The sequence below is a fragment of the Klebsiella sp. GB_Kp047 genome (genome assembly GCF_040065235.1).
Lineage (GTDB): Bacteria > Pseudomonadota > Gammaproteobacteria > Enterobacterales > Enterobacteriaceae > Klebsiella > Klebsiella quasipneumoniae.
The window spans coordinates 61,478-83,646 of the sequence record NZ_JBEAJG010000038.1; the positions used below are offsets into that span (position 1 = coordinate 61,478).

Below are 22,169 nucleotides of genomic sequence, written 5' to 3' on the forward strand. Positions count from 1 at the left end.
CAGTAAGCTCCTGGGGATGCGCATCGTTGCCGCCTTCCTGCAAGCCGAACTATTTAGAGTTTTTCTTCAGATTCAATGAAATAAGAGAGGAACAAAAATGACAATTATTAACCACACCCTCGGTTTTCCTCGCGTTGGCCTGCGTCGCGAGCTGAAAAAAGCGCAAGAGAGCTACTGGGCGGGCAATGTCACTCGCGAGGAGCTGCTGGCGGTAGGCCGGGAACTGCGCGCCCGTCACTGGGAGCAGCAGAAGCAGGCCGGTATTGACCTGCTGCCGGTGGGCGATTTCGCCTGGTATGACCATGTTCTGACCACCAGCCTGCTGCTTGGCAACGTGCCGGCTCGTCATCAGAACAAAGACGGCTCTGTCGATATCGATACCCTGTTCCGCATTGGCCGCGGCCGCGCGCCCACCGGCGAGCCAGCGGCCGCCGCGGAAATGACCAAGTGGTTCAACACCAACTATCACTACATGGTGCCGGAGTTCGTGCAGGGCCAGCAGTTCAAACTGACCTGGACCCAACTGCTGGATGAAGTGGACGAAGCGCTGGCGCTGGGCCACAAGATCAAGCCCGTGCTGCTGGGGCCGGTGACTTATCTGTGGCTGGGCAAAGTGAAAGGCGAACCGTTTGACCGTCTGAGCCTGCTGAATGCCATCCTGCCGGTTTATCAGCAGGTGCTGGCCGAACTGGCGAAGCGCGGCATTGCGTGGGTGCAGATTGATGAACCGGCGCTGGTGCTGGAGCTGCCGCCAGCGTGGCTGGAGGCCTTTAAACCGGCTTATGACGCCCTGCAGGGCCAGGTCAAACTGCTGCTGACCACCTATTTTGAAGGCGTTAGCGACAATCTCGAGACCATTGCTGCGCTACCGGTCCAGGGGCTGCACGTCGATCTGGTCCACGGTAAAGATGATGTCGCCGAACTGCATAAACGTCTGCCGGCCGACTGGCTGCTGTCCGCCGGCCTGATCAACGGGCGTAACGTCTGGCGCGCCGATCTCGCCGAAAAGTATGCGCAAATTAAAGACCTCGTCGGTAAGCGCGAGCTGTGGGTCGCTTCATCCTGCTCTCTGCTGCACAGCCCGATCGACCTGAGCGTGGAGACGCGCCTTGATGCGGAAGTGAAGAGCTGGTTTGCCTTCGCTCTGCAAAAATGCGGTGAGCTGGCGCTGTTGCGCGATGCGCTGAACAGCGGCGATACGGCGGCGATTACCGAGTGGAGCGCGCCAGTCCATGCTCGTCGCCATTCGTCTCGGGTACACAACCCGGCGGTGGAAAAACGGCTGGCGGCGATCACTCCTCAGGACAGCCAGCGCGCCAGCCCCTATGAGGTTCGCGCTCAGGCACAGCGTCAACGCTTTAACCTGCCGGCCTGGCCGACCACCACCATCGGGTCATTCCCGCAGACGACCGAGATCCGCGGCCTGCGCCTGGACTTCAAAAAGGGAAATCTTGACGCCAGTCATTATCGTACCGGCATTGCGGAACATATTAAGCAGGCGATCGTCGAGCAGGAGCGGTTAGGATTAGACGTACTGGTGCACGGGGAAGCCGAGCGGAACGATATGGTGGAATACTTCGGTGAACATCTGGACGGTTTCATCTTCACGCAAAACGGCTGGGTGCAGAGCTATGGCTCCCGCTGCGTGAAGCCACCGGTGGTGATCGGCGACGTCAGCCGTCCGCAGGCGATCACCGTCGAATGGGCGAAGTACGCGCAGTCGCTGACCGACAAGCCGGTGAAAGGGATGCTCACTGGACCGGTGACGATTCTGTGCTGGTCCTTCCCGCGGGAAGACGTCAGCCGTGAAACCATCGCGAAACAGATTGCGCTGGCCCTGCGTGATGAAGTGGCGGATCTGGAGGCGGCCGGTATCGGCATCATCCAGATTGATGAGCCAGCCTTGCGCGAAGGTTTACCGCTGAAGCGCAGCGACTGGGATGCCTATCTGCAGTGGGGTGTGGAAGCCTTCCGTCTTAACGCTGCGGTGGCCAAAGACGATACTCAGATCCATACCCACATGTGCTATTGCGAGTTCAACGACATCATGGACTCCATCGCCGCGCTGGATGCTGACGTGATCACCATTGAAACCTCGCGTTCCGACATGGAACTGCTGGAGTCGTTCGAAGTGTTCGAGTATCCCAATGAGATCGGGCCGGGAGTATATGATATTCACTCGCCAAACGTACCGAGCGTGGAGTGGATCGAAGCGCTGCTGGAAAAAGCCGCGCAGCGTATCCCGGCGGAGCGGCTGTGGGTCAACCCGGACTGCGGCCTGAAAACCCGCGGCTGGCCGGAGACGCGCGCCGCGCTGGCGAATATGGTGCAAGCGGCGCGGAATCTGCGCCAGTCCGCTTGATCGTCACCGGAAAAATCAAAAAGGAGGCATTTGCCTCCTTTTTTCATGCTTTGGGCGATTACCCTTTTTTTCCGCCATACTGCGCAAACCAGGCCAGCATTCGCTGCCAGCCGTCTTTGGCTGACTCTTCGTGATAGCTGGCGCGATAGTCGGCGTTAAAGGCGTGATCGGCTTCGGGATAGACCACGATTTCCGCTGTGGCGTTAGCCGCCCGCAGCGCCTGACGCATCGTCTCGACGGTGTCCTGCGGAATGCTGGCGTCTTTCGCACCGTACAGGCCGAGCACCGGGGCGTTGAGATCGACGGCGATATCCACCGGATGTTTTGGCGAATTCAGCGATTTTTCTCCCACCAGCTTGCCGTACCAGGCCACTGCCGCTTTAAGCTGCGGGTTATGTGCGGCATACAGCCAGGTGATGCGTCCGCCCCAGCAGAAGCCGGTGATCAGCAGACGATGGGCATCGCCGCCATGACGCGCCGCCCAGCTGGCGACGTGGTCGAGATCCGCCAACACCTGCGCGTCCGGCACCTTGGTAACCAGCTCTTTAAACAGGGTTGGGATATCGTGATACTCATTCGGATCGCCCTGACGGAAGTACAACTCAGGCGCGATAGCCAGATAGCCCTCCTGCGCCAGGCGGCGACAAAGATCGCGAATATGCTCATGCACGCCGAAAATTTCCTGTACCACGATGACGATCGGCAATGGGCCATCGACGTTTTTCGGACGGGCATGGTAAGCCGGCATGTTTTCCCCCTGAGAGGGAATAGAGGTCTCTCCGGCGACAATATGCTCTTCCGGCGTATGAACGGCGGTTGCGGCGTGCGGCGAGGCTGCAGGTGCGAATCCAGGTTGCTTGGTGGTGGTCATGGTATTCTCCGTACCCTTATTTATTAGCGCATCAGTAACTATAGACCCTTTACCTTTAGTTCGGGCGGTAATAAAGCACAGTGCCTGAAAGCGGCTATCTTTTGTTCTGTGACGATGAATATAACTTGTTAATGTGATGTGTATCACTATTTACTGAAAAAAAACTGCAATCATTATTGTTCTTGGTGACTATCATCACAAAATGTTGCCTGGGGCTTCTGTACAGTACCGTTTTGCTTCTGCTGATAATTCGACCCACAGAGGAGTTTTTTATGTCCAAGTCTGATGTTTTTCATCTCGGCCTCACCAAGAACGATTTACAAGGGGCTACGCTGGCTATCGTCCCTGGCGATCCGGAGCGTGTGGAAAAGATCGCCGCGCTGATGGATAAGCCGGTTAAGCTGGCATCCCACCGCGAATTTACCTCCTGGCGCGCGGAGCTGGACGGCAAACCGGTGATCGTCTGCTCCACCGGCATCGGCGGCCCGTCTACGTCTATCGCTGTGGAAGAGCTGGCGCAGCTTGGCGTACGTACCTTCCTGCGCATTGGCACCACCGGCGCCATTCAGCCGCACATCAACGTTGGCGATGTGCTGGTGACTACCGCTTCCGTTCGCCTGGACGGCGCCAGCCTGCACTTCGCGCCGATGGAATTCCCGGCCGTCGCAGATTTCGCCTGCACCACCGCGCTGGTGGAAGCGGCGAAATCCATTGGCGCCACCACCCATATCGGCGTGACCGCCTCTTCGGATACCTTCTACCCGGGCCAGGAGCGTTACGACACCTTCTCCGGTCGCGTGGTGAGCCGCTTCAAAGGCTCTATGGAAGAGTGGCAGGCGATGGGCGTGATGAACTATGAAATGGAATCCGCTACGCTGCTGACCATGTGCGCCAGCCAGGGCCTGCGTGCCGGGATGGTGGCTGGGGTTATCGTTAACCGTACCCAGCAAGAGATCCCTAACGCCGAAACCATGAAGCAAACCGAAAGCCACGCGGTGAAAATCGTCGTCGAAGCGGCGCGCCGTCTGCTGTAATTAAACCGCTTTCCCTTCAGGCCGGATCCCCCGGCCTTTTTTTTGCGTCGCCTCTCGCAGGAAATTCCTTTTAAACTGGACGTTTGTACAGCACAATTCTATTTTGTGTCATCAGGTTATCGCAGGGGGCGTCGTGGATCTCTCCATTATTATCAGCGCGGTTATCGCACTGGCTGCCGGGTTAATCGTCGGCTGGCTGGCGACCAAAGCGCGCGCCGATCAAATTCGGGCCGATCTTATCGAGGAGCGGCGAGAGCTGGATATTGAGCTGAGCGCTGCCCGTCAGCAACTGGTACAGGAAGCCCACTGGCGTGAAGAGTGCGAGCTGCTGAACAACGAGCTGCGCAGCCTGCGGGATATCAATACCTCGCTGGAGGCCGATCTGCGTGAGGTTACCACCCGGCTCGAATCCACCCAGCTGCATGCGGAAGATAAGATCCGCCAGATGGTGAACAGCGAGCAGCGCCTGAGCGAGCAGTTTGAAAACCTCGCCAACCGCATTTTCGAACACAGCAACCGACGCGTCGATGAGCAAAATCGCCAGAGCCTGCATGGCCTGCTGACACCGCTGCGGGAACAACTGGACGGGTTCCGCCGGCAGGTGCAGGAGAGCTTCGGTCAGGAGGCGCGAGAAAGGCACACCCTGGCGCATGAGATCCGCAACCTGCAGCAGCTGAACGCGCAGATGGCGCAGGAGGCGCTGAACCTGACCAAAGCGCTGAAGGGCGATAACAAAACCCAGGGCAATTGGGGGGAAGTGGTTCTCACCCGCGTGCTGGAGGCCTCCGGCCTGCGGGAAGGCTATGAGTACCAAACCCAGGTCAGCATCGAGACCGACAACCGCTCGCGGATGCAGCCGGACGTCATCGTGCGCCTCCCGCAGGGTAAAGACGTGGTTATCGACGCCAAAATGACCCTGGTCGCCTATGAGCGTTATTTCAACGCCGAGGACGACTACACCCGCGAAGTCGCGCTGCAGGAGCACCTTGCTTCGGTGCGAAATCATATTCGCCTGCTGGGGCGCAAGGATTATCAGCAACTGCCAGGCCTGCGCTCCCTCGACTATGTGCTGATGTTTATTCCCGTCGAGCCGGCATTCCTGCTGGCCATCGACCGTCAGCCCGAGCTCATCAGCGAGGCGCTGCAAAATAATATTATGCTGGTTAGCCCGACGACGCTGCTGGTGGCCCTGCGCACCATCGCCAATCTGTGGCGTTATGAGCACCAAAGCCGCAACGCGCAGAAGATCGCCGAGCGGGCGGGGCGCCTTTACGACAAAATGCGCCTGTTTGTGGACGATATGTCCGCTATCGGCCAGAGTCTGGATAAAGCGCAAGAGAACTATCGCCAGGCGATGAAAAAGCTCGCTTCCGGGCGCGGTAATCTTCTGGCCCAGGCGGAGGCTTTTCGCGGGTTGGGCGTGGAGGTCAAGCGCGGGATTAATCCTGATTTAGTCGAACAAGCCATTGCTCAGGACGATCAATATCGTCTCGAAGAGGAGGATAACCTGCCGGAAAATGAGGCATTTTCACCCGACTCTGCCGAGCCGGTGCGTAGCCGGGAGGCGGCTCCGCCACGCTGAAACGTATGGGAAATGCGCTGAGTCTGATACACTCAGTGAACATTTTCTTGAAAAGCAAGCAGGCATAAAGATGGTTGAGGATTCACAAGAAACGACGCACTTTGGCTTTCAGACGGTCGCTAAAGAGCAGAAAGCAGACATGGTGGCGCATGTATTCCATTCTGTCGCCGCAAAGTATGATGTGATGAATGACTTGATGTCGTTTGGTATCCATCGTTTGTGGAAGCGTTTCACCATCGACTGCAGCGGCGTACGTCGCGGGCAGACCGTGCTGGATCTGGCGGGGGGGACCGGTGATTTGACGGCTAAGTTTTCCCGTCTGGTAGGGGAAACCGGCCGCGTTATGCTTGCTGATATCAATGATTCAATGCTCAAAATGGGCCGCGAAAAGCTGCGCAATATCGGCATCGTGGGTAACGTTGAGTATGTTCAGGCCAACGCGGAAGCCCTGCCGTTTGCTGATAATACCTTTGACTGCATCACCATCTCTTTCGGTCTGCGTAACGTGACCGACAAAGAGAAAGCGCTGCGCTCGATGTACCGCGTGCTGAAGCCGGGTGGACGTCTGCTGGTGCTGGAGTTTTCTAAACCCATTATCGAACCGCTGAGCAAAGCCTACGACGCTTACTCCTTCCATATCCTGCCGAAAGTGGGCGAGCTGGTGGCAAAAGATGGCGACAGCTATCGCTACCTGGCGGAATCTATTCGTATGCATCCGGACCAGGAAACCCTGAAAGGGATGATGCAGGATGCAGGCTTCGAAAGCGTGGACTACTACAACCTGACGGCGGGTATCGTTGCTTTGCATCGCGGTTACAAGTTCTGACAGGAGGGACGCTATGCCTTTCACACCCCTGGTGACCGCTGGCATTGAAACGGCGCTAAATACTTTCCTCTGGCGCGACAAAGCGCTAAAACCCGCCCGCCAGCGCCTGCTGGGCAAGGTATTGCGGGTACAGCTGCAGGATTTCGCTACGCCCGTGGTGCTGGTGTTCAGTGAACGCCAGGTTGATGTTCTGAGCGCCTGGGACGGAGAGGCTGACTGCACCGTGATTACCCGGCTCAGCGTGCTGCCAAAACTACGCAACCGTCAACAACTGACGGCGCTTATCCGTAGCGGCGAGCTGGAAGTGCAGGGCGATCTGCAGGTGGTGCAGAACATGGTCACCCTGTGCGATCTGGCAGAGTTCGATCCCGCTGAGCTGCTGGCGCCTTATACCGGTGACATCGTGGCCGAAGGCGTCGGTAAAGTCCTCCGCGGCGGCGCTCAGTTTTTACTGAAGGGCGCGCAGCGCCAGCAGCGTTATGTCGCTGAAGCGATCACTGAAGAGTGGCGCCTGGCACCGGGGCCGCTGGAGCTGGCCTGGTTTGCTGAAGAGACGACGGCTATTGAACGCGCGCTGGCCGCACTGGAAAAACGGCTGGAAACGCTGGAGGGCAAATGACGCCAGGAGAATTACGGCGCCTGTATTTCATCATCCACACCTTTTTGAGCTACGGGCTCGATGAGCTTATCCCCAAAATGCGGATCACGCTGCCGCTGCGTATCTGGCGGCGGATGCTCTTCTGGATGCCAAACCGCCATCAGGATCAACCTCTTGGCGCCCGTCTGCGGCTGGCGCTCCAGGAGCTGGGGCCGGTGTGGATTAAATTCGGCCAGATGCTTTCCACGCGGCGGGATCTCTTTCCGCCGCATATTGCCGATCAGCTGGCGCTGTTGCAGGACCGCGTGGCGCCCTTTGAAGGGAAGCTTGCGCAGCAGCAGATAGAAAAAGCGATGGGTGGCCTGCCGGTGGAGGCCTGGTTTGATGATTTCTCCGTTGAGCCGTTAGCCTCGGCGTCTATCGCCCAGGTGCATACCGCGCGTCTGAAAGAGAACGGCAAAGAGGTGGTGATCAAGGTTATCCGTCCGGATATCTTGCCGATCATTAAAGCGGACATGAAGCTCATCTACCGCCTGGCGCGCTGGGTGCCGCGACTGCTGCCTGACGGCCGACGTCTGCGCCCGCAGGAGGTGGTTCGTGAGTATGAAAAAACGCTGCTGGACGAGCTGAACCTGCTGCGGGAATCCGCCAACGCCATTCAGTTGCGGCGTAATTTCGAAGACAGCCCGATGCTGTATGTGCCGGAAGTGTACCCCGATTACTGCAGCGAAAGCATGATGGTGATGGAGCGCATCTACGGCATTCCGGTGTCCGACGTGGAGGCGCTCGAGGCTCAGGGAACCAATATGCAACTGCTGGCGGAGCGGGGTGTGCAGGTCTTCTTCACCCAGGTGTTCCGCGACAGCTTTTTCCATGCCGATATGCACCCTGGCAACATCTTCGTCAGCTACGAGCACCCGGAAGATCCGCAGTATATTGGCATCGACTGCGGCATTGTCGGCTCGCTGAACAAAGAAGATAAGCGCTATCTGGCGGAAAACTTTATCGCCTTTTTCAACCGCGATTATCGTAAGGTTGCCGAGCTGCACGTCGACTCCGGTTGGGTTCCGCCGGACACCAATGTTGAAGAGTTTGAGTTCGCGATCCGCACGGTCTGCGAGCCCATCTTTGAGAAGCCGCTGGCGGAGATCTCCTTCGGCCACGTGCTGCTAAATCTGTTCAACACCGCGCGGCGCTTCAATATGGAAGTCCAGCCGCAGCTTGTTTTGCTACAGAAGACATTACTTTACGTAGAAGGGGTAGGCCGGCAGCTCTATCCTCAGTTAGACTTGTGGAAAACGGCGAAGCCTTTCCTTGAGTCGTGGATCAAAGATCAGGTCGGTATTCCGGCGCTGGTGCGCGCGTTTAAAGACAAAGCGCCGTTCTGGATCGAAAGAATGCCTGAAATACCTGAGCTGGTGTATCAGAGCCTGCAGCAGAGCAAACAGCTGCAGACCAGCGTCGATACTATCGTGCGGGATATGCATGTGCGTCATGTGCGCCAGGGCCAATCCCGTTATCTGTTTGGTATAGGCGCGGTTTTATTGCTCAGTGGTACGCTGCTTTTTATCCATCGCCCTGAGTGGGGAATGATGCCCGGCTGGCTGATGGCCGGCGGTATCGTGACCTGGCTGATTGGCTGGCGAAAAACCCGCTGATCGGTTCGCCTCTTCATGACGCAGGCTTATTTGCGCAAAATCATGCCGGTGGCCTGACGGCGAGGCGGCTGGCAGGATGGCGTGTATAATGCGTCCACATAATTCATCATCTGTCATAGGGGAACGTGTATGGGTGGTATCAGTATTTGGCAGTTATTAATTGTTGTCGTCATCGTAGTTCTGCTTTTCGGGACGAAGAAGCTGAGCTCACTGGGGTCAGACTTAGGGGCATCCATCAAAGGCTTTAAAAAAGCCATGAGTGATGATGATAAACCTGAAAAGTCGGCGCCAGACGCAGATTTCACGGCGAAAACTATCGCCGATAAACAGGATGATGCAAAAAAAGACGAGACAAAACGCCACGACAAAGAGCAGGTGTAACTCGTGTTCGATATTGGTTTTAGTGAACTACTGCTGGTGTTTGTGATTGGCCTCATCGTTCTGGGGCCACAGCGGCTTCCCGTCGCGGTTAAAACGGTGGTTGGCTGGATCCGTACGCTACGGTCGCTGGCGACCACGGTACAGAATGAGCTGGCTCAGGAGCTAAAACTGCAGGAGTTCCAGGAGAGCCTCAAGAAGGTGGAAAAGGCCAGCCTGAATAACCTGACGCCGGAGCTGAAAGCCTCCATGGATGAGCTGCGTGAGGCCGCGGAGTCGATGAAGCGCTCCTATAGCGCCCACGACCCGGAAAAGGCCAGTGACGAAGCGAATACCATCCATAATCCGGTGGTGAAAGGCAGCGAAGCGCAGCGGCAGGACGTCACGCCGGCGACGGCAGAACATCAGGCCAGCGCTCCGGTTCATGCGCCGGATCCCGTGGCCGACGAGCAACCCGCTTCACCGGCAGAGAAAACAACCGCTACGGCGGCTGCCCCCCATTCTTCCCCCGCATCGAGTGATAAACCGTAAACATGGGCGTAGACGATACACAACCGCTAATTTCGCATCTGATTGAGCTGCGCAAGCGTCTGCTCAACAGCATCATTGCTATCCTGGTGATCTTCCTGGCGCTGGTCTATTTCGCCAATGATATCTATCAGCTGGTCTCGGCCCCGCTTATCAGCAAGATGCCGGTAGGCGCGACGATGATCGCCACCGATGTCGCTTCACCTTTCTTTACGCCGATAAAGCTGACCTTCATGGTGTCGGTGATCCTGTCGGTGCCGATTATTCTGTATCAGGTATGGGCCTTCGTCGCGCCGGCGCTGTATAAGCATGAGCGCCGGCTGGTGGTGCCCTTACTGGTCTCCAGCACTCTGCTGTTCTATATCGGCATGGCTTTCGCGTATTTTGTCGTGTTTCCGCTGGCGTTCGGCTTCCTGACCCATGCTGCCCCGGAGGGGGTGCTGGTCTCGACCGATATCCGCAGCTATCTCGACTTCGTGATGGCGCTGTTTATGGCGTTCGGGGTCTCTTTTGAGGTGCCGGTCGCTATTGTGCTGCTCTGCTGGATGGGCGTCACCACGCCGGAAGAGCTGCGCAAAAAACGGCCGTATGTGCTGGTGGGCGCCTTCGTGGTGGGGATGCTGCTGACGCCGCCGGACGTGTTCTCGCAGACGCTGCTGGCTATTCCGATGTACTGCCTGTTTGAAGTCGGGGTGTTCTTCGCCCGCTTCTACACCGGGAAGCGCCTGACGCGTGATGACGATGCCGCGGCCGAAGCTGAAGCCGCTGAGCACAGAGAAGAGTAATACCGCCAACCGCCCGTCAGGGCGGTTGTCATATGGAGCGATCATGTTTGATATCGGCGTTAATCTGACCAGTTCACAGTTTGCCCGCGACCATGATGAGGTGGTGGCGCGCGCCCGGGCGGCAGGGGTTCACGGCATGCTGCTGACCGGCACAAATTTACCGGAGAGCCAGCAGGCGCAGAGAATGGCGAGTCATTACGCCGGCTGCTGGTCCACGGCGGGGGTTCATCCCCATGACGGCAGCAGCTGGACGCCAGCGGTCGCCGAGGCGATTTATGCCCTCGCCCGCGAGCCGCAGGTGGTGGCGATAGGGGAGTGCGGTCTGGATTTTAATCGTAATTTTTCCACGCCCCAGGAGCAGGAGGAGGCGTTTAGTGCCCAGCTGGCGCTGGCCGCCGAGCTGTCGATGCCGGTGTTTTTACACTGCCGCGACGCCCACGACCGGTTTCTGGCGCTGCTTAAACCCTGGCTCGGGAAGATCCCGGGCGCGGTGCTGCACTGCTTTACCGGCAGCCGCAGCGAGGTGCAGGAATGTCTGGATCTGGGGCTGTTTATCGGTATTACCGGTTGGGTATGCGATGAGCGGCGAGGGCTCGAGCTGCGAGCGCTATTGCCGGCGATCCCGGCGGAACGTCTGCTGCTGGAAACTGACGCGCCCTATCTGCTGCCGCGCGACCTCAAGCCGAAACCCGCCTCGCGTCGTAACGAGCCCGCGTATTTGCCGCATATCCTGGCCAGCGTCGCGGCCTGGCGCGGCGAGGAAGCGCAGTGGCTGGAGGCGCAAACGGACGCCAACGTCAGGGCGCTGTTTGGCGTCGACGTTAACGGCGCTTAGATTTTCTGGAAATCGGTGTTTTTAACGCTCTGCAGGACTTGCTTATTCAGCAGGTTTAACAGCAACATAGAGCGTGCTTCACCGTCCGGCTCGGTAAAGATAGCCTGTAAGCCTTCGAACGCGCCGTCGGTGATCAGTACGCTATCGCCCTCATGCGGCGTTTCCGGGTCGGTAATGCCTTCCGGTTTGTAGATAGAGAGCTGGTGGATGACCGCCGAGGGGACGATAGCGGGTAGGGCGCCAAAGCGCACGAAGTTGTTAACCCCGCGGGTGGCGCTGATGGTGGTGGTATGAATCACCTCTGGATCGAACTCAATAAACAGGTAGTTCGGGAACAGCGGTTCGCTGACCATGGTGCGTTTACCGCGAATGATTTTTTCCAGCGCAATCGTCGGCATCAGGCAGTTAACTGACTGACGTTCCAGATGTTCCTGGGCTCGTTGTAGCTGCCCACGTTTGCAATACAGTAAGTACCAGGCTTGCATAATGACTCATTCCACTTCTAATAACGGCAAGCATAACAAATGGCTGGTGTAATCGCGAAAGCCATTATAATTGAAATCCAAATTTCAGCGTTCTTTCACGCTAATTTAACAAAATTACAGCATCTCGCCGTTGAACACCGTATAATTAGCCGCCTGTAGAGAGGTCAATAACACTTTCATGAAATATCACGATCTTCGCGACTTTCTGACACTCCTGGAACAACAGGGCGAACTAAAACGTATCACTCTGCCGGTCGATCCTCACCTGGAAATCACCGAAATTGCCGACCGCACCCTGCGCGCTGGCGGTCCTGCGCTGCTGTTTGAGAATCCGAAAGGCTATACCATGCCGGTGCTGTGCAACCTGTTCGGCACGCCGCGGCGCGTGGCGCTGGGGATGGGTCAGGAGGACGTCAGTTCGCTGCGCGAGGTGGGTAAGCTGTTAGCCTTTCTGAAAGAGCCTGAGCCGCCCAAAGGTTTCCGCGATCTGTTTGATAAGCTGCCGCAGTTTAAGCAAGTGCTGAATATGCCCACCAAACGTCTGCGCGGCGCCCCCTGTCAGCAAAAAATCATCCAGGGCGATGACGTCGACCTGAGGAAAATCCCGATTATGACCTGCTGGCCGGAAGATGCCGCGCCGCTGATCACCTGGGGGCTGACGGTGACCCGTGGGCCGCACAAAGAGCGGCAAAACCTGGGGATTTATCGCCAGCAGCTGATTGGCAAAAACAAACTGATTATGCGCTGGCTGTCTCATCGCGGCGGCGCGCTGGATTTCCAGGAGTGGTGCGCGGCGCGTCCGGGGGAACGCTTCCCGGTTTCTGTGGCGCTCGGCGCCGACCCGGCGACCATTCTTGGTGCAGTGACCCCGGTGCCGGATACGCTGTCGGAATATGCCTTTGCCGGGCTGCTGCGCGGCACCAAAACCGAAGTGGTGAAATGCGTCTCGAACGATCTTGAAGTGCCTGCCAGCGCAGAGATTGTGCTGGAAGGTTATATCGAGGCCGGGGAGATGGCGCCGGAAGGTCCGTATGGCGACCATACCGGCTACTACAATGAAGTAGACCAGTTCCCGGTGTTTACGGTCACCCATATTACCCAGCGTGAAGACGCGATTTATCATTCGACCTATACCGGCCGTCCGCCGGATGAGCCTGCGGTGCTGGGCGTGGCGCTGAATGAAGTCTTCGTCCCGATCCTGCAGAAACAGTTTCCGGAAATTGTCGATTTCTATCTGCCGCCGGAAGGGTGCTCCTACCGCCTGGCGGTGGTGACGATGAAAAAACAGTACGCAGGCCATGCCAAGCGCGTGATGATGGGCGTCTGGTCGTTCCTGCGCCAGTTTATGTACACCAAATTCGTGATTGTCTGCGATGACGATGTTAACGCCCGCGACTGGAACGATGTGATTTGGGCGATCACTACCCGTATGGACCCGGCTCGTGATACGGTACTGGTAGAGAATACGCCAATTGATTATCTGGATTTTGCCTCGCCGGTTTCCGGCCTGGGTTCAAAAATGGGGCTGGATGCCACCAATAAATGGCCTGGCGAAACCCAGCGTGAATGGGGTCGCCCAATCAAAAAAGATCCTGCCGTCACGGCGCGCATTGACGCCATCTGGGATGATCTGGCCATCTTTAAACAACAGTAAGCGGGGCTAACGCCGCTGTTTTGCTCTTTAGACCCGACAGAGGGGACGCATGACAACCTTAAGCTGTAAAGTGACCTCGGTGGAGGCGATTACCGATACCGTGTATCGTGTTCGATTAGTACCGGAAGCGGCATTCTCTTTCCGCGCTGGCCAGTATCTGATGGTGGTAATGGATGAGCGCGACAAACGCCCATTCTCCATGGCCTCCACGCCGGCGGAACAGGAGTTTATCGAACTGCATATCGGCGCCTCGGAGCTCAATCTGTACGCGATGGCGGTCATGGATCGCATCCTGAAAGAGCGTGAAATTGAGGTTGATATTCCGCATGGCGAAGCCTGGCTGCGTGAAGATGAAGACCGCCCGCTGATTTTGATTGCCGGCGGTACCGGCTTCTCTTATGTGCGTTCTATTCTGCTCACCGCGCTGTCACGCAATCCTCAGCGCGATATCGCGATTTACTGGGGCGGTCGCGAGACCAAACATCTGTACGATCTGGCCGAGCTGGAAGCCTTGAGCGTCAAGCATCCAAATCTGCGCATCGAGCCGGTGGTTGAGCAGCCGGAAGAGGGCTGGCGTGGGCGTTCCGGCACCGTGCTGACCGCGGTGCTGCAGGATTACGGTACCCTGGCCGATCACGATATCTATATTGCCGGGCGTTTCGAGATGGCTAAGATTGCTCGCGACCTGTTCTGCAACGAACGCGGCGCGCGCGAAGATCGCCTGTTTGGCGACGCGTTTGCCTTTATCTGATATCTGCAAATAAAAAACCCGCCCCTGACAGGCGGGAAGAACGGCAACTAAACTGTCTCTCTTCGCCAATGACGTCATCACTGCGTTGGCTGCGCTTGCTCACCCGAATCACTTACTTCAGTAAGCTCATCGGGATTCGCTCGCTTGCCGCCTTGTTCTGACGCCATTGGCTGTGAGATACCCTTTTGTAAATTTACACCCGCTCAAACACGGTGGCGATCCCTTGTCCCAGGCCGATGCACATGGTGGCGAGGCCGAACTGGGCATCTTTACGCTCCATCTGATTGATCAGCGTGGTGCTAATACGCGCCCCGGAACAACCCAGCGGATGACCGAGCGCGATCGCCCCGCCGTTGAGGTTGATCTTCTCATCGATCTGCTCCATCAGGCCCAGATCTTTAATGCACGGCAGGATCTGCGCGGCAAAGGCCTCATTCATTTCAAAGACGTCGATATCGCTGGTGGATAAGCCCGCTTTTTTCAGCGCCAGCTTCGAAGCGGGAACCGGGCCATAGCCCATAATAGACGGGTCGCAGCCGACCACCGCCATCGAACGGACGCGGGCGCGTGGCTTCAGACCCAGTTCGCGGGCGCGGCTTTCGCTCATCAGCAGCATCGCCGCCGCGCCATCGGAAAGGGCGGAAGAGGTGCCCGCCGTTACCGTACCGGTCACCGGGTCAAACGCCGGCCTTAGGGTAGACAGCGTCTCGACGGTGGTTTCCGGGCGGATCACTTCGTCATAGTTAAAGGACTTCAGTACGCCATCGGCATCGTGGCCGCCGGTGGGGATAATCTCGGCTTTGAATGCGCCGGACTGGGTCGCAGCCCAGGCGCGGGCGTGGGAGCGCGCGGCAAACTGATCCTGCATTTCCCGGCTAATGCCGTGCAAACGCGCCAGCATTTCAGCGGTCAGCCCCATCATCCCTGCCGCCTTTGCCACGTTACGGCTCAGGCCCGGGTGGAAATCGACGCCGTGGCTCATCGGCACATGGCCCATGTGCTCCACGCCGCCAATCAGGCAGACGCTGGCATCGCCGGTCATGATCATGCGTGCGGCATCGTGCAGCGCCTGCATGGAAGAACCGCACAGACGGTTAACCGTGTTTGCCGGTACCGAATGCGGGATCTCCGCCAGCAGCGCCGCGTTACGGGCGATGTTAAAACCCTGCTCGAGGGTTTGCTGTACGCAGCCCCAGTAGATATCGTCTATCGCGCTTGCCTCAAGCGACGGGTTGCGCGACAGCAGGCTGCGCATCAGGTGCGCGGAGAGGTCCTCCGCGCGCACGTGGCGAAATGCGCCGCCCTTTGAACGGCCCATCGGGGTGCGAATAGCATCGACAATGACAACCTGTTCCATTGTGACTCCTTAAGCCGTTTTCAGAGCGCCAACCGGACGGGCTGGCTCTACCTGGGGATAATACGCTTCGTTATGGCGCGCTTTGTCTCGCAGACCGGCAGGGACTTCATACAGCGGCCCAAGGTGCTGGTACTGCTGCGCCATATCGAGATACTTCGCGCTGCCGATGGTATCCAGCCAGCGGAAGGCGCCGCCGTGGAACGGAGGGAAGCCGAGGCCGTATACCAGCGCCATATCCGCTTCCGCCGGGCTGGCGATAATGCCTTCTTCCAGGCAGCGGACGACTTCGTTAACCATCGGGATCATCATGCGGGCGATAATCTCTTCATCGCTGAAATCGCGCTTCGGCTGGCTGACGTCGGCCAGCAGGCTGTCGACGGCAGCATCTTCTTCTTTCTTCGGCTTACCTTTGCTGTCTTCTTTATAGCGCCAGAAGCCGAGGCCGTTCTTCTGCCCGAAACGGTTGGCGTCAAACAGGGCGTCGATAGCGTCGCGATAATCTTTCTGCATCCGCTGCGGGAAGCCCGCCGCCATAACCGCCTGAGCATGGTGCGCGGTATCGATGCCGACCACGTCCAGCAGATAAGCTGGGCCCATCGGCCAGCCAAACTGTTTCTCCATCACTTTGTCGACTTTGCGGAAATCCGCCCCGTCGCGCAGCAGCTGGCTAAATCCGGCGAAGTAGGGGAACAGCACGCGGTTGACGAAGAAACCGGGACAATCATTGACCACGATTGGCGTCTTGCCCATTTTGCTGGCCCAGGCCACCACTTTGGCAATGGTCTTATCCGAGGTTTTTTCGCCGCGAATCACTTCAACCAGCGGCATGCGATGCACCGGGTTAAAGAAGTGCATGCCGCAGAAGTTCTCCGGGCGCTGCAGAACGCTGGCCAGCTCGCTGATGGGGATCGTTGAGGTGTTGGATGCCAGTACGGTATCCGGGCGCACTTTCTCTTCGGTTTCCGCCAGCACCGCTTTCTTCACTTTCGGGTTTTCCACCACCGCTTCAACGACCACGTCCACGCGATCAAAACCGCTATACTCCAGCGTCGGCTGAATGGTGCTTATGACTCCGGCCAGCTTCAGACCGTCAATTTTGCCGCGTTCCAGCTGTTTATTCAGCAGCTTCGCCGCTTCGGTCATCCCAAGGGTCAGCGATTTGTCGCTAATGTCTTTCATCACCACCGGCACGCCCTTCCAGGCCGACTGGTATGCGATACCGCCGCCCATAATGCCAGCGCCCAGTACGGCAGCATGCTTCGGTGTTTCGACATCTTTGGTCAGTTTTTTCGCTTTCGCTTTGACGTACTGGTCGTTCAGGAAGATACCGACCAGTGCGCGGGCCTCGTTGGTATGAGCCAGCGGGACAAAGCTTTTATTTTCCAGCACCAGAGCTTCTTCACGACCAAGACGCGCAGCGGCTTCGATGGTTTTCACCGCGGTGATCGGCGCCGGATAATGCTTCCCGGCGGTTTGCGCGACCATGCCTTTGGCGATGGTGAAACTCATCGTCGCTTCAATTTTGCTGAGTTTCAGCGGCTCCAGCTTCGGTTGACGTTTCGCTTTCCAGTCCAGGTCGCCCTGAATCGCCTGGCGCAGGATCGCCAGCGCGCCGTCGCGCAGTTTTTCCGCGGCGACCACGCCATCCACCAGGCCGATTTTCAGCGCGTGCTCGGCGCCGACATCTTTCCCGGCAGCAATGATCTCCAGCGCGCTGTCGGCGCCGAGCAGGCGCGGCAAACGGACTGAGCCGCCGAAGCCTGGCATAATGCCGAGTTTGGTTTCCGGCAGGCCAATGCGCAGATCCGGCGTCGCCAGGCGGTAATCGGTCGCCAGGACACATTCACAACCGCCGCCCAGCGCGTAACCATTGACGGCAGAGATAGTGGGGACGGGAAGATCTTCCAGACGGTTAAAGACGCTGTTAGCAAAATGCAGCCATTGGCTTAACTGCTCCTCAGGGACCAGGAACAGTGAGAGGAATTCAGTGATATCCGCGCCGACGATAAACGCCGCTTTTTCAGAGCGCAGCAGCAGGCCTTTGAGATCGTTTTGTTTTTCCAGTACATCCAGCGCGTGACCGAGGCTGGCTACGGTTGCGGTATCAAGCTTGTTGACCGAACCTGGGGCATCGAACACCAGTTCGGCGATGCCATCTTCCAGCCAGTCGAGGTACAGGGTGTCGCCTTTGTAGAGCATGTCAGTCTCCTGAATCCAGCAATATGATCTGGTCATACCAGATGAAACGGAGTGTGGAATTTATGTTAAAGAATTGCAAATTACTCTTTAAATAATTGCTGGTCGGATCACATCCGGCGGAAATCACCCGCACGCAGGTCGATGTGCTAAGATGCGGAGTATCACGATCCCATAAAAGCAAAGGACAAAAGATGGAATCCCTGGCCGCGCTCTATAAAAATCATATTGTTACCCTACAAGAACGTACCCGCGACGTCCTGGCCCGTTTTCAGATGGATGCTCTGCTGATTCACTCCGGCGAGCTGGTTAACGTCTTCCTTGATGACCATCCATACCCGTTCAAGGTCAATCCGCAGTTCAAAGCCTGGGTGCCGGTGACTCAGGTGCCTAACTGCTGGTTGCTGGTGGACGGTGTGAATAAACCGAAGCTGTGGTTCTATCTGCCGGTTGATTACTGGCATAACGTTGAGCCGCTGCCGACCTCGTTCTGGACCGAAGAGGTCGATGTGGTCGCGCTGCCGAAGGCCGATGGCATCGGCAGCCAACTGCCTGCCGCTCGCGGTAATATTGGCTATATCGGGCCGGTGCCGGAGCGCGCGCTGGGCCTGGGAATCGCCGCGGATAAGATCAACCCGAAAGGGGTTATCGATTATCTGCATTACTACCGGGCTTACAAAACCGATTACGAGCTGGCCTGTATGCGTGAAGCGCAGAAGTCGGCGGTGAATGGTCATCGTGCGGCCTATGAGGCTTTCCAGTCCGGGATGAGCGAATTCGATATCAACCAGGCCTATCTTACCGCCACCGGTCACCGCGATACCGACGTGCCTTACAGCAACATCGTGGCGCTGAACGAGCATGCTTCCGTCCTTCACTACACCAAACTGGACCATCGCGCTCCGGCGGAGATGCGCAGCTTCCTGCTCGACGCCGGCGCGGAATATAACGGCTATGCCGCGGATCTGACGCGGACCTGGGCGGCACACGGCGATAACGATTTCGCCCATCTGATTAAAGACGTTAACGACGAGCAGCTGGCGCTGATTAGCACCATGAAAGCCGGGACGCGCTACGTTGATTACCATATCCAGTTCCATCAGCGTATTGCGAAGCTGCTGCGTAAACACCAGTTAGTCACTGACATGAGCGAAGAGGCGATGGTGGAGAACGATCTGACCGGGCCATTTATGCCGCACGGGATTGGTCATCCGCTGGGTCTGCAGGTGCATGATGTTGCTGGCTTTATGCAAGACGACTCCGGTACGCATCTGGCGGCGCCAGCGAAATACCCGTATCTGCGCTGCACCCGTATTATCGAGCCGCGGATGGTGTTGACCATTGAACCCGGCATCTACTTTATCGAGTCGTTACTGGCGCCGTGGCGTGAAGGCCCGTTCAGCAAGCACTTCAACTGGCAAAAAATTGACGCCATGAAGCCATTCGGCGGGATCCGTATCGAAGATAACGTGGTGGTTCACGAAAACAGTATCGAAAACATGACGCGCGATCTGAAGCTGGCCTAATGGAGAGCTGGTTAATCCCGGCGGCGCCAGTTTCCGTCGTTGAGGAGATCAAAAAGAGCCGTTTTATCACGCTGTTGGCGCATACCGACGGCGTGGCGGCGGCGAAAGCCTTTGTCGAGTCGGTCAGAGCGGATCACCCCGATGCTCGCCACCACTGCGTGGCGTGGGTCGCCGGACCGCCTGATGATTCGCAACAGCTTGGGTTCTCAGACGATGGCGAACCGGCGGGAACGGCGGGTAAACCGATGCTGGCGCAGTTGATGGGTAGCGGCGTCGGTGAGATAACCGCTGTCGTCGTACGTTATTACGGTGGTATCCTGCTGGGCACCGGCGGCCTGGTGAAAGCCTATGGCGGCGGTGTCCATCAGGCGCTGGCGCAGTTGACGACGCTGCGCAAGACGCCGTTAACGGCATATACTTTGCAATGTGAATATGGGCAACTGGCCGGCGTTGAAGCGCTGCTCGCCCAATTTTCCGGGAATGTCGTTGAAAGCGAATATCTGGCGTCGGTTCGGCTGCGCGTGGCGCTTCCCCAAGCCGAAGTGGCGGCTTTTTCAGCAAAACTGGCTGATTTTAGTCGCGGTTCATTGCAATTACTGAAGATTAACGAATAATCCCCTCTGTTTTTTTGCCTATCAAAGGAAGCGCCAGAGATGCATTTTCGCGCCATAACCCGAATCGTTGGACTGCTGGTCATCTTATTCTCGGGGACAATGATCGTCCCGGGATTAGTGGCCCTGATATATCGCGATGGCGCGGGACGGGCCTTCACTCAAACTTTTTTTGTCGCTCTGGCGATCGGCTCCATGCTGTGGTGGCCGAACCGTAAGCAAAAGGGCGAACTGAAATCTCGTGAAGGGTTTCTGATCGTGGTGCTGTTCTGGACCGTGCTGGGTAGCGTAGGGGCCTTGCCCTTTATATTCGCCGAACAGCCGAACCTGACGGTGACGGATGCCTTCTTCGAATCATTTTCCGGCCTGACGACGACCGGGGCGACCACCCTGGTGGGGCTGGACTCGCTTCCGCACGCTATCCTTTTTTACCGGCAGATGCTGCAGTGGTTCGGCGGCATGGGGATCATTGTGCTGGCGGTGGCCATTCTGCCTATCCTCGGCGTCGGGGGAATGCAGCTCTACCGCGCGGAAATGCCCGGCCCGCTGAAAGATAACAAGATGCGCCCGCGCATCGCCGAGACGGCAAAGACATTGTGGCTTATCTATGTGTTACTAACGGTCGCCTGCGCATTGGCGCTCTGGTTTGCCGGTATGCCGGCCTTCGATGCGATAGGGCACAGCTTCGCCACCATCGCTATCGGCGGTTTCTCGACTCACGATGCCAGCGTCGGCTATTTCAACAGCCCGATGATCAACTCCATCATTGCCATCTTCCTGCTGATCTCCGGCTGTAACTACGGTCTGCATTTTTCGTTGTTGAGCGGACGCAGCCTGAAGGTGTACTGGCGCGACCCTGAGTTTCGAATGTTCATTGGCGTCCAGTTGACGCTGGTCATCGTCTGTACGCTGGTGCTATGGCTTCATAACGTGTACGGCTCGGTGCTGACGACGCTGAATCAGGCGTTTTTCCAGGTGGTGTCGATGGCGACCACCGCAGGATTCACCACCGATAGCATTGCGCGCTGGCCGCTGTTCCTGCCGGTGCTGCTGCTGTGCTCCGCATTTATCGGCGGCTGCGCTGGCTCCACGGGCGGTGGCTTAAAGGTGATCCGTATCCTGTTGCTGTTCAAGCAGGGCAACCGTGAGCTTAAGCGTCTGGTTCACCCGAATGCGGTGTATAGCATTAAATTAGGTAACCGCGCGCTGCCGGAACGTATTCTGGAAGCGGTGTGGGGATTCTTCTCCGCCTATGCGCTGGTCTTTATCATTAGTATGCTGGCTATTATCGCCACCGGGGTGGATGACTTCTCTGCTTTCGCCTCCGTGGTGGCGACATTGAACAACCTCGGGCCTGGGCTCGGCGTCGTCGCGGACAACTTTGCCACCATGAACCCGGTCGCGAAATGGATCCTGATTGCTAATATGCTGTTTGGTCGTCTGGAAGTGTTCACCTTACTGGTGCTCTTTACTCCCACTTTCTGGCGCGAATAACAGGAGTGCTCGTGAAAACTTTAATTCTCTTTTCCACCCGCGACGGGCAGACCCGTGAAATCGCTTCGTTTCTCGCCTCGGAGCTGAAAGAGCTGGGTATCGATGCGGATACCCTGAATCTGAACCGTACCGATAACGTGGAATGGCATCATTATGATCGCGTGGTGATTGGCGCGTCGATTCGCTACGGACACTTTCATCCGGCGGTGGACCGCTTTGTGAAAAAGCACCTGGCAGCATTGCAGGCGCTGCCGGGGGCATTCTTTTCGGTGAACCTGGTTGCGCGCAAACCCGAAAAGCGCACGCCGCAGACCAATAGCTATACGCGCAAGTTTCTGCTCAACTCGCCTTGGCAGCCGCAGAGCTGCGCGGTGTTTGCCGGGGCGCTACGTTACCCGCGTTACCGCTGGTACGATCGGTTTATGATCCGCCTGATTATGAAAATGACCGGGGGCGAAACGGATACCCGTAAAGAAGTGGTCTATACCGACTGGCAACAGGTCTCCCGATTTGCCCGAGAAATCGCGCAAATGATCAGCAAACCGGGCGTTTAAACAGCGTCTTGATGGAAAAGCGAGCGAACGAAAAGTTTTTTTGCATTTCCCCTTGTCACCTCGGAATTACTCCCTATAATGCGC

The 22,169-nt window shown here is 57.4% G+C and carries 20 protein-coding genes; 16 read left to right on the forward strand and 4 right to left on the reverse strand.

Going from position 1 to position 22,169, the window contains the following annotated elements:
* Nucleotides 1–97: 97 nt before the first annotated feature.
* Entirely contained in the window at nucleotides 98–2,362 is a 2,265-nt protein-coding gene (metE, locus tag ABLV76_RS17290; protein WP_017899389.1) for a 5-methyltetrahydropteroyltriglutamate--homocysteine S-methyltransferase, read from the forward strand.
* Between the two features lie 58 nt (nucleotides 2,363–2,420).
* Here metE and ABLV76_RS17295 read toward each other — a convergent pair whose 3' ends face one another.
* Nucleotides 2,421–3,233: a dienelactone hydrolase family protein gene (locus ABLV76_RS17295; RefSeq protein WP_004886756.1), complete on the reverse strand. Its 813-nt coding sequence runs from the start codon at nucleotides 3,231–3,233 to the stop codon at nucleotides 2,421–2,423.
* Nucleotides 3,234–3,505: 272 nt separating this feature from the next.
* On the opposite strand from ABLV76_RS17295, the gene udp reads away from it, so the two are divergent.
* The 9 genes from udp (at nucleotide 3,506) to tatD (ending at nucleotide 11,457) form a co-directional block, all read left to right on the forward strand.
* Entirely contained in the window at nucleotides 3,506–4,267 is a 762-nt protein-coding gene (udp, locus tag ABLV76_RS17300; protein WP_002883419.1) for a uridine phosphorylase, read from the forward strand.
* Between the two features lie 133 nt (nucleotides 4,268–4,400).
* Nucleotides 4,401–5,849, forward strand: coding sequence for a DNA recombination protein RmuC (gene rmuC / locus ABLV76_RS17305; protein ID WP_004886754.1), 1,449 nt, complete (start codon nucleotides 4,401–4,403; stop codon nucleotides 5,847–5,849).
* Nucleotides 5,850–5,919: 70 nt separating this feature from the next.
* A complete protein-coding gene (gene ubiE / locus ABLV76_RS17310; protein ID WP_004886751.1) occupies nucleotides 5,920–6,675 on the forward strand; it encodes a bifunctional demethylmenaquinone methyltransferase/2-methoxy-6-polyprenyl-1,4-benzoquinol methylase UbiE in 756 nt (251 codons plus the stop codon).
* 13 nt (nucleotides 6,676–6,688) lie between these two features.
* Complete coding sequence (locus ABLV76_RS17315; protein WP_004886750.1) at nucleotides 6,689–7,294, forward strand: SCP2 domain-containing protein; 606 nt, start codon at nucleotides 6,689–6,691, stop codon at nucleotides 7,292–7,294.
* Nucleotides 7,291–8,931, forward strand: a complete 1,641-nt coding sequence (gene ubiB / locus ABLV76_RS17320) for a ubiquinone biosynthesis regulatory protein kinase UbiB (RefSeq protein WP_004886748.1) — start codon at nucleotides 7,291–7,293, stop codon at nucleotides 8,929–8,931. The genes ABLV76_RS17315 and ubiB overlap by 4 nt, the downstream gene beginning before the upstream one ends.
* Nucleotides 8,932–9,060: 129 nt before the next feature.
* Nucleotides 9,061–9,312: a Sec-independent protein translocase subunit TatA gene (gene tatA / locus ABLV76_RS17325; protein ID WP_002883425.1), complete on the forward strand. Its 252-nt coding sequence runs from the start codon at nucleotides 9,061–9,063 to the stop codon at nucleotides 9,310–9,312.
* Nucleotides 9,313–9,315: 3 nt separating this feature from the next.
* Complete coding sequence (tatB, locus tag ABLV76_RS17330) at nucleotides 9,316–9,840, forward strand: Sec-independent protein translocase protein TatB (RefSeq protein ID WP_064188025.1); 525 nt, start codon at nucleotides 9,316–9,318, stop codon at nucleotides 9,838–9,840.
* Between the two features lie 2 nt (nucleotides 9,841–9,842).
* Entirely contained in the window at nucleotides 9,843–10,622 is a 780-nt protein-coding gene (gene tatC, locus ABLV76_RS17335) for a Sec-independent protein translocase subunit TatC (protein ID WP_004886745.1), read from the forward strand.
* 43 nt (nucleotides 10,623–10,665) lie between these two features.
* Nucleotides 10,666–11,457, forward strand: coding sequence for a 3'-5' ssDNA/RNA exonuclease TatD (tatD, locus tag ABLV76_RS17340; RefSeq protein ID WP_017899385.1), 792 nt, complete (start codon nucleotides 10,666–10,668; stop codon nucleotides 11,455–11,457).
* On the opposite strand, the gene rfaH is transcribed toward tatD, so the two are convergent.
* Complete coding sequence (rfaH, locus tag ABLV76_RS17345; RefSeq protein WP_004886742.1) at nucleotides 11,454–11,942, reverse strand: transcription/translation regulatory transformer protein RfaH; 489 nt, start codon at nucleotides 11,940–11,942, stop codon at nucleotides 11,454–11,456. The genes tatD and rfaH overlap by 4 nt on opposite strands.
* 178 nt (nucleotides 11,943–12,120) lie before the next feature.
* On the opposite strand from rfaH, the gene ubiD reads away from it, so the two are divergent.
* The gene (ubiD, locus tag ABLV76_RS17350; RefSeq protein ID WP_004886738.1) at nucleotides 12,121–13,596 is read left to right on the forward strand and encodes a 4-hydroxy-3-polyprenylbenzoate decarboxylase; all 1,476 of its coding nucleotides are present in this window, start codon (nucleotides 12,121–12,123) and stop codon (nucleotides 13,594–13,596) included.
* A 49-nt stretch (nucleotides 13,597–13,645) separates the two neighbouring features.
* Nucleotides 13,646–14,347: an NAD(P)H-flavin reductase gene (gene fre / locus ABLV76_RS17355; protein ID WP_004886735.1), complete on the forward strand. Its 702-nt coding sequence runs from the start codon at nucleotides 13,646–13,648 to the stop codon at nucleotides 14,345–14,347.
* Nucleotides 14,348–14,540: 193 nt separating this feature from the next.
* Here fre and fadA read toward each other — a convergent pair whose 3' ends face one another.
* Nucleotides 14,541–15,704: an acetyl-CoA C-acyltransferase FadA gene (gene fadA, locus ABLV76_RS17360; protein ID WP_004886733.1), complete on the reverse strand. Its 1,164-nt coding sequence runs from the start codon at nucleotides 15,702–15,704 to the stop codon at nucleotides 14,541–14,543.
* A gap of 9 nt (nucleotides 15,705–15,713) precedes the next feature.
* Nucleotides 15,714–17,903: a fatty acid oxidation complex subunit alpha FadB gene (gene fadB, locus ABLV76_RS17365; RefSeq protein WP_348878401.1), complete on the reverse strand. Its 2,190-nt coding sequence runs from the start codon at nucleotides 17,901–17,903 to the stop codon at nucleotides 15,714–15,716.
* A gap of 191 nt (nucleotides 17,904–18,094) precedes the next feature.
* Between fadB and pepQ the strand changes: the two genes are divergently transcribed.
* The 4 genes from pepQ to hemG are packed head-to-tail and all read left to right on the forward strand — an operon-like array spanning nucleotide 18,095 to nucleotide 22,085.
* On the forward strand, nucleotides 18,095–19,426 hold the full coding sequence (gene pepQ / locus ABLV76_RS17370; RefSeq protein WP_004886728.1) for a Xaa-Pro dipeptidase: 1,332 nt from the start codon (nucleotides 18,095–18,097) through the stop codon (nucleotides 19,424–19,426).
* Nucleotides 19,426–20,040: an IMPACT family protein gene (locus ABLV76_RS17375; RefSeq protein ID WP_004886726.1), complete on the forward strand. Its 615-nt coding sequence runs from the start codon at nucleotides 19,426–19,428 to the stop codon at nucleotides 20,038–20,040. Before pepQ ends, ABLV76_RS17375 begins: the two co-directional genes overlap by 1 nt.
* A 39-nt stretch (nucleotides 20,041–20,079) precedes the next feature.
* Entirely contained in the window at nucleotides 20,080–21,531 is a 1,452-nt protein-coding gene (gene trkH, locus ABLV76_RS17380) for a Trk system potassium transporter TrkH (RefSeq protein ID WP_004886724.1), read from the forward strand.
* A gap of 11 nt (nucleotides 21,532–21,542) precedes the next feature.
* Nucleotides 21,543–22,085 carry a menaquinone-dependent protoporphyrinogen IX dehydrogenase gene (hemG, locus tag ABLV76_RS17385; RefSeq protein WP_004886722.1) on the forward strand — a complete coding sequence of 181 codons (543 nt, stop codon included), beginning with the start codon at nucleotides 21,543–21,545 and terminating at the stop codon, nucleotides 22,083–22,085.
* Nucleotides 22,086–22,169 lie beyond the last annotated feature (84 nt).

Bases quoted from the DNA above. Each gene is read 5' to 3' on its own strand.
- udp (WP_002883419.1), top strand. From the start codon at position 3,506: ATGTCCAAGTCTGATGTTTTTCATCTCGGCCTCACCAAGAACGATTTA.
- fre (WP_004886735.1), top strand. From the start codon at position 13,646: ATGACAACCTTAAGCTGTAAAGTGACCTCGGTGGAGGCGATTACCGAT.
- tatC (WP_004886745.1), top strand. From the start codon at position 9,843: ATGGGCGTAGACGATACACAACCGCTAATTTCGCATCTGATTGAGCTG.
- rfaH (WP_004886742.1), bottom strand. From the start codon at position 11,942: ATGCAAGCCTGGTACTTACTGTATTGCAAACGTGGGCAGCTACAACGA.
- ABLV76_RS17315 (WP_004886750.1), top strand. From the start codon at position 6,689: ATGCCTTTCACACCCCTGGTGACCGCTGGCATTGAAACGGCGCTAAAT.
- ubiE (WP_004886751.1), top strand. From the start codon at position 5,920: ATGGTTGAGGATTCACAAGAAACGACGCACTTTGGCTTTCAGACGGTC.
- fadB (WP_348878401.1), bottom strand. From the start codon at position 17,903: ATGCTCTACAAAGGCGACACCCTGTACCTCGACTGGCTGGAAGATGGC.
- trkH (WP_004886724.1), top strand. From the start codon at position 20,080: ATGCATTTTCGCGCCATAACCCGAATCGTTGGACTGCTGGTCATCTTA.
- fadA (WP_004886733.1), bottom strand. From the start codon at position 15,704: ATGGAACAGGTTGTCATTGTCGATGCTATTCGCACCCCGATGGGCCGT.
- ubiD (WP_004886738.1), top strand. From the start codon at position 12,121: ATGAAATATCACGATCTTCGCGACTTTCTGACACTCCTGGAACAACAG.
- ABLV76_RS17295 (WP_004886756.1), bottom strand. From the start codon at position 3,233: ATGACCACCACCAAGCAACCTGGATTCGCACCTGCAGCCTCGCCGCAC.
- pepQ (WP_004886728.1), top strand. From the start codon at position 18,095: ATGGAATCCCTGGCCGCGCTCTATAAAAATCATATTGTTACCCTACAA.
- ubiB (WP_004886748.1), top strand. From the start codon at position 7,291: ATGACGCCAGGAGAATTACGGCGCCTGTATTTCATCATCCACACCTTT.
- tatA (WP_002883425.1), top strand. From the start codon at position 9,061: ATGGGTGGTATCAGTATTTGGCAGTTATTAATTGTTGTCGTCATCGTA.
- ABLV76_RS17375 (WP_004886726.1), top strand. From the start codon at position 19,426: ATGGAGAGCTGGTTAATCCCGGCGGCGCCAGTTTCCGTCGTTGAGGAG.
- metE (WP_017899389.1), top strand. From the start codon at position 98: ATGACAATTATTAACCACACCCTCGGTTTTCCTCGCGTTGGCCTGCGT.
- tatD (WP_017899385.1), top strand. From the start codon at position 10,666: ATGTTTGATATCGGCGTTAATCTGACCAGTTCACAGTTTGCCCGCGAC.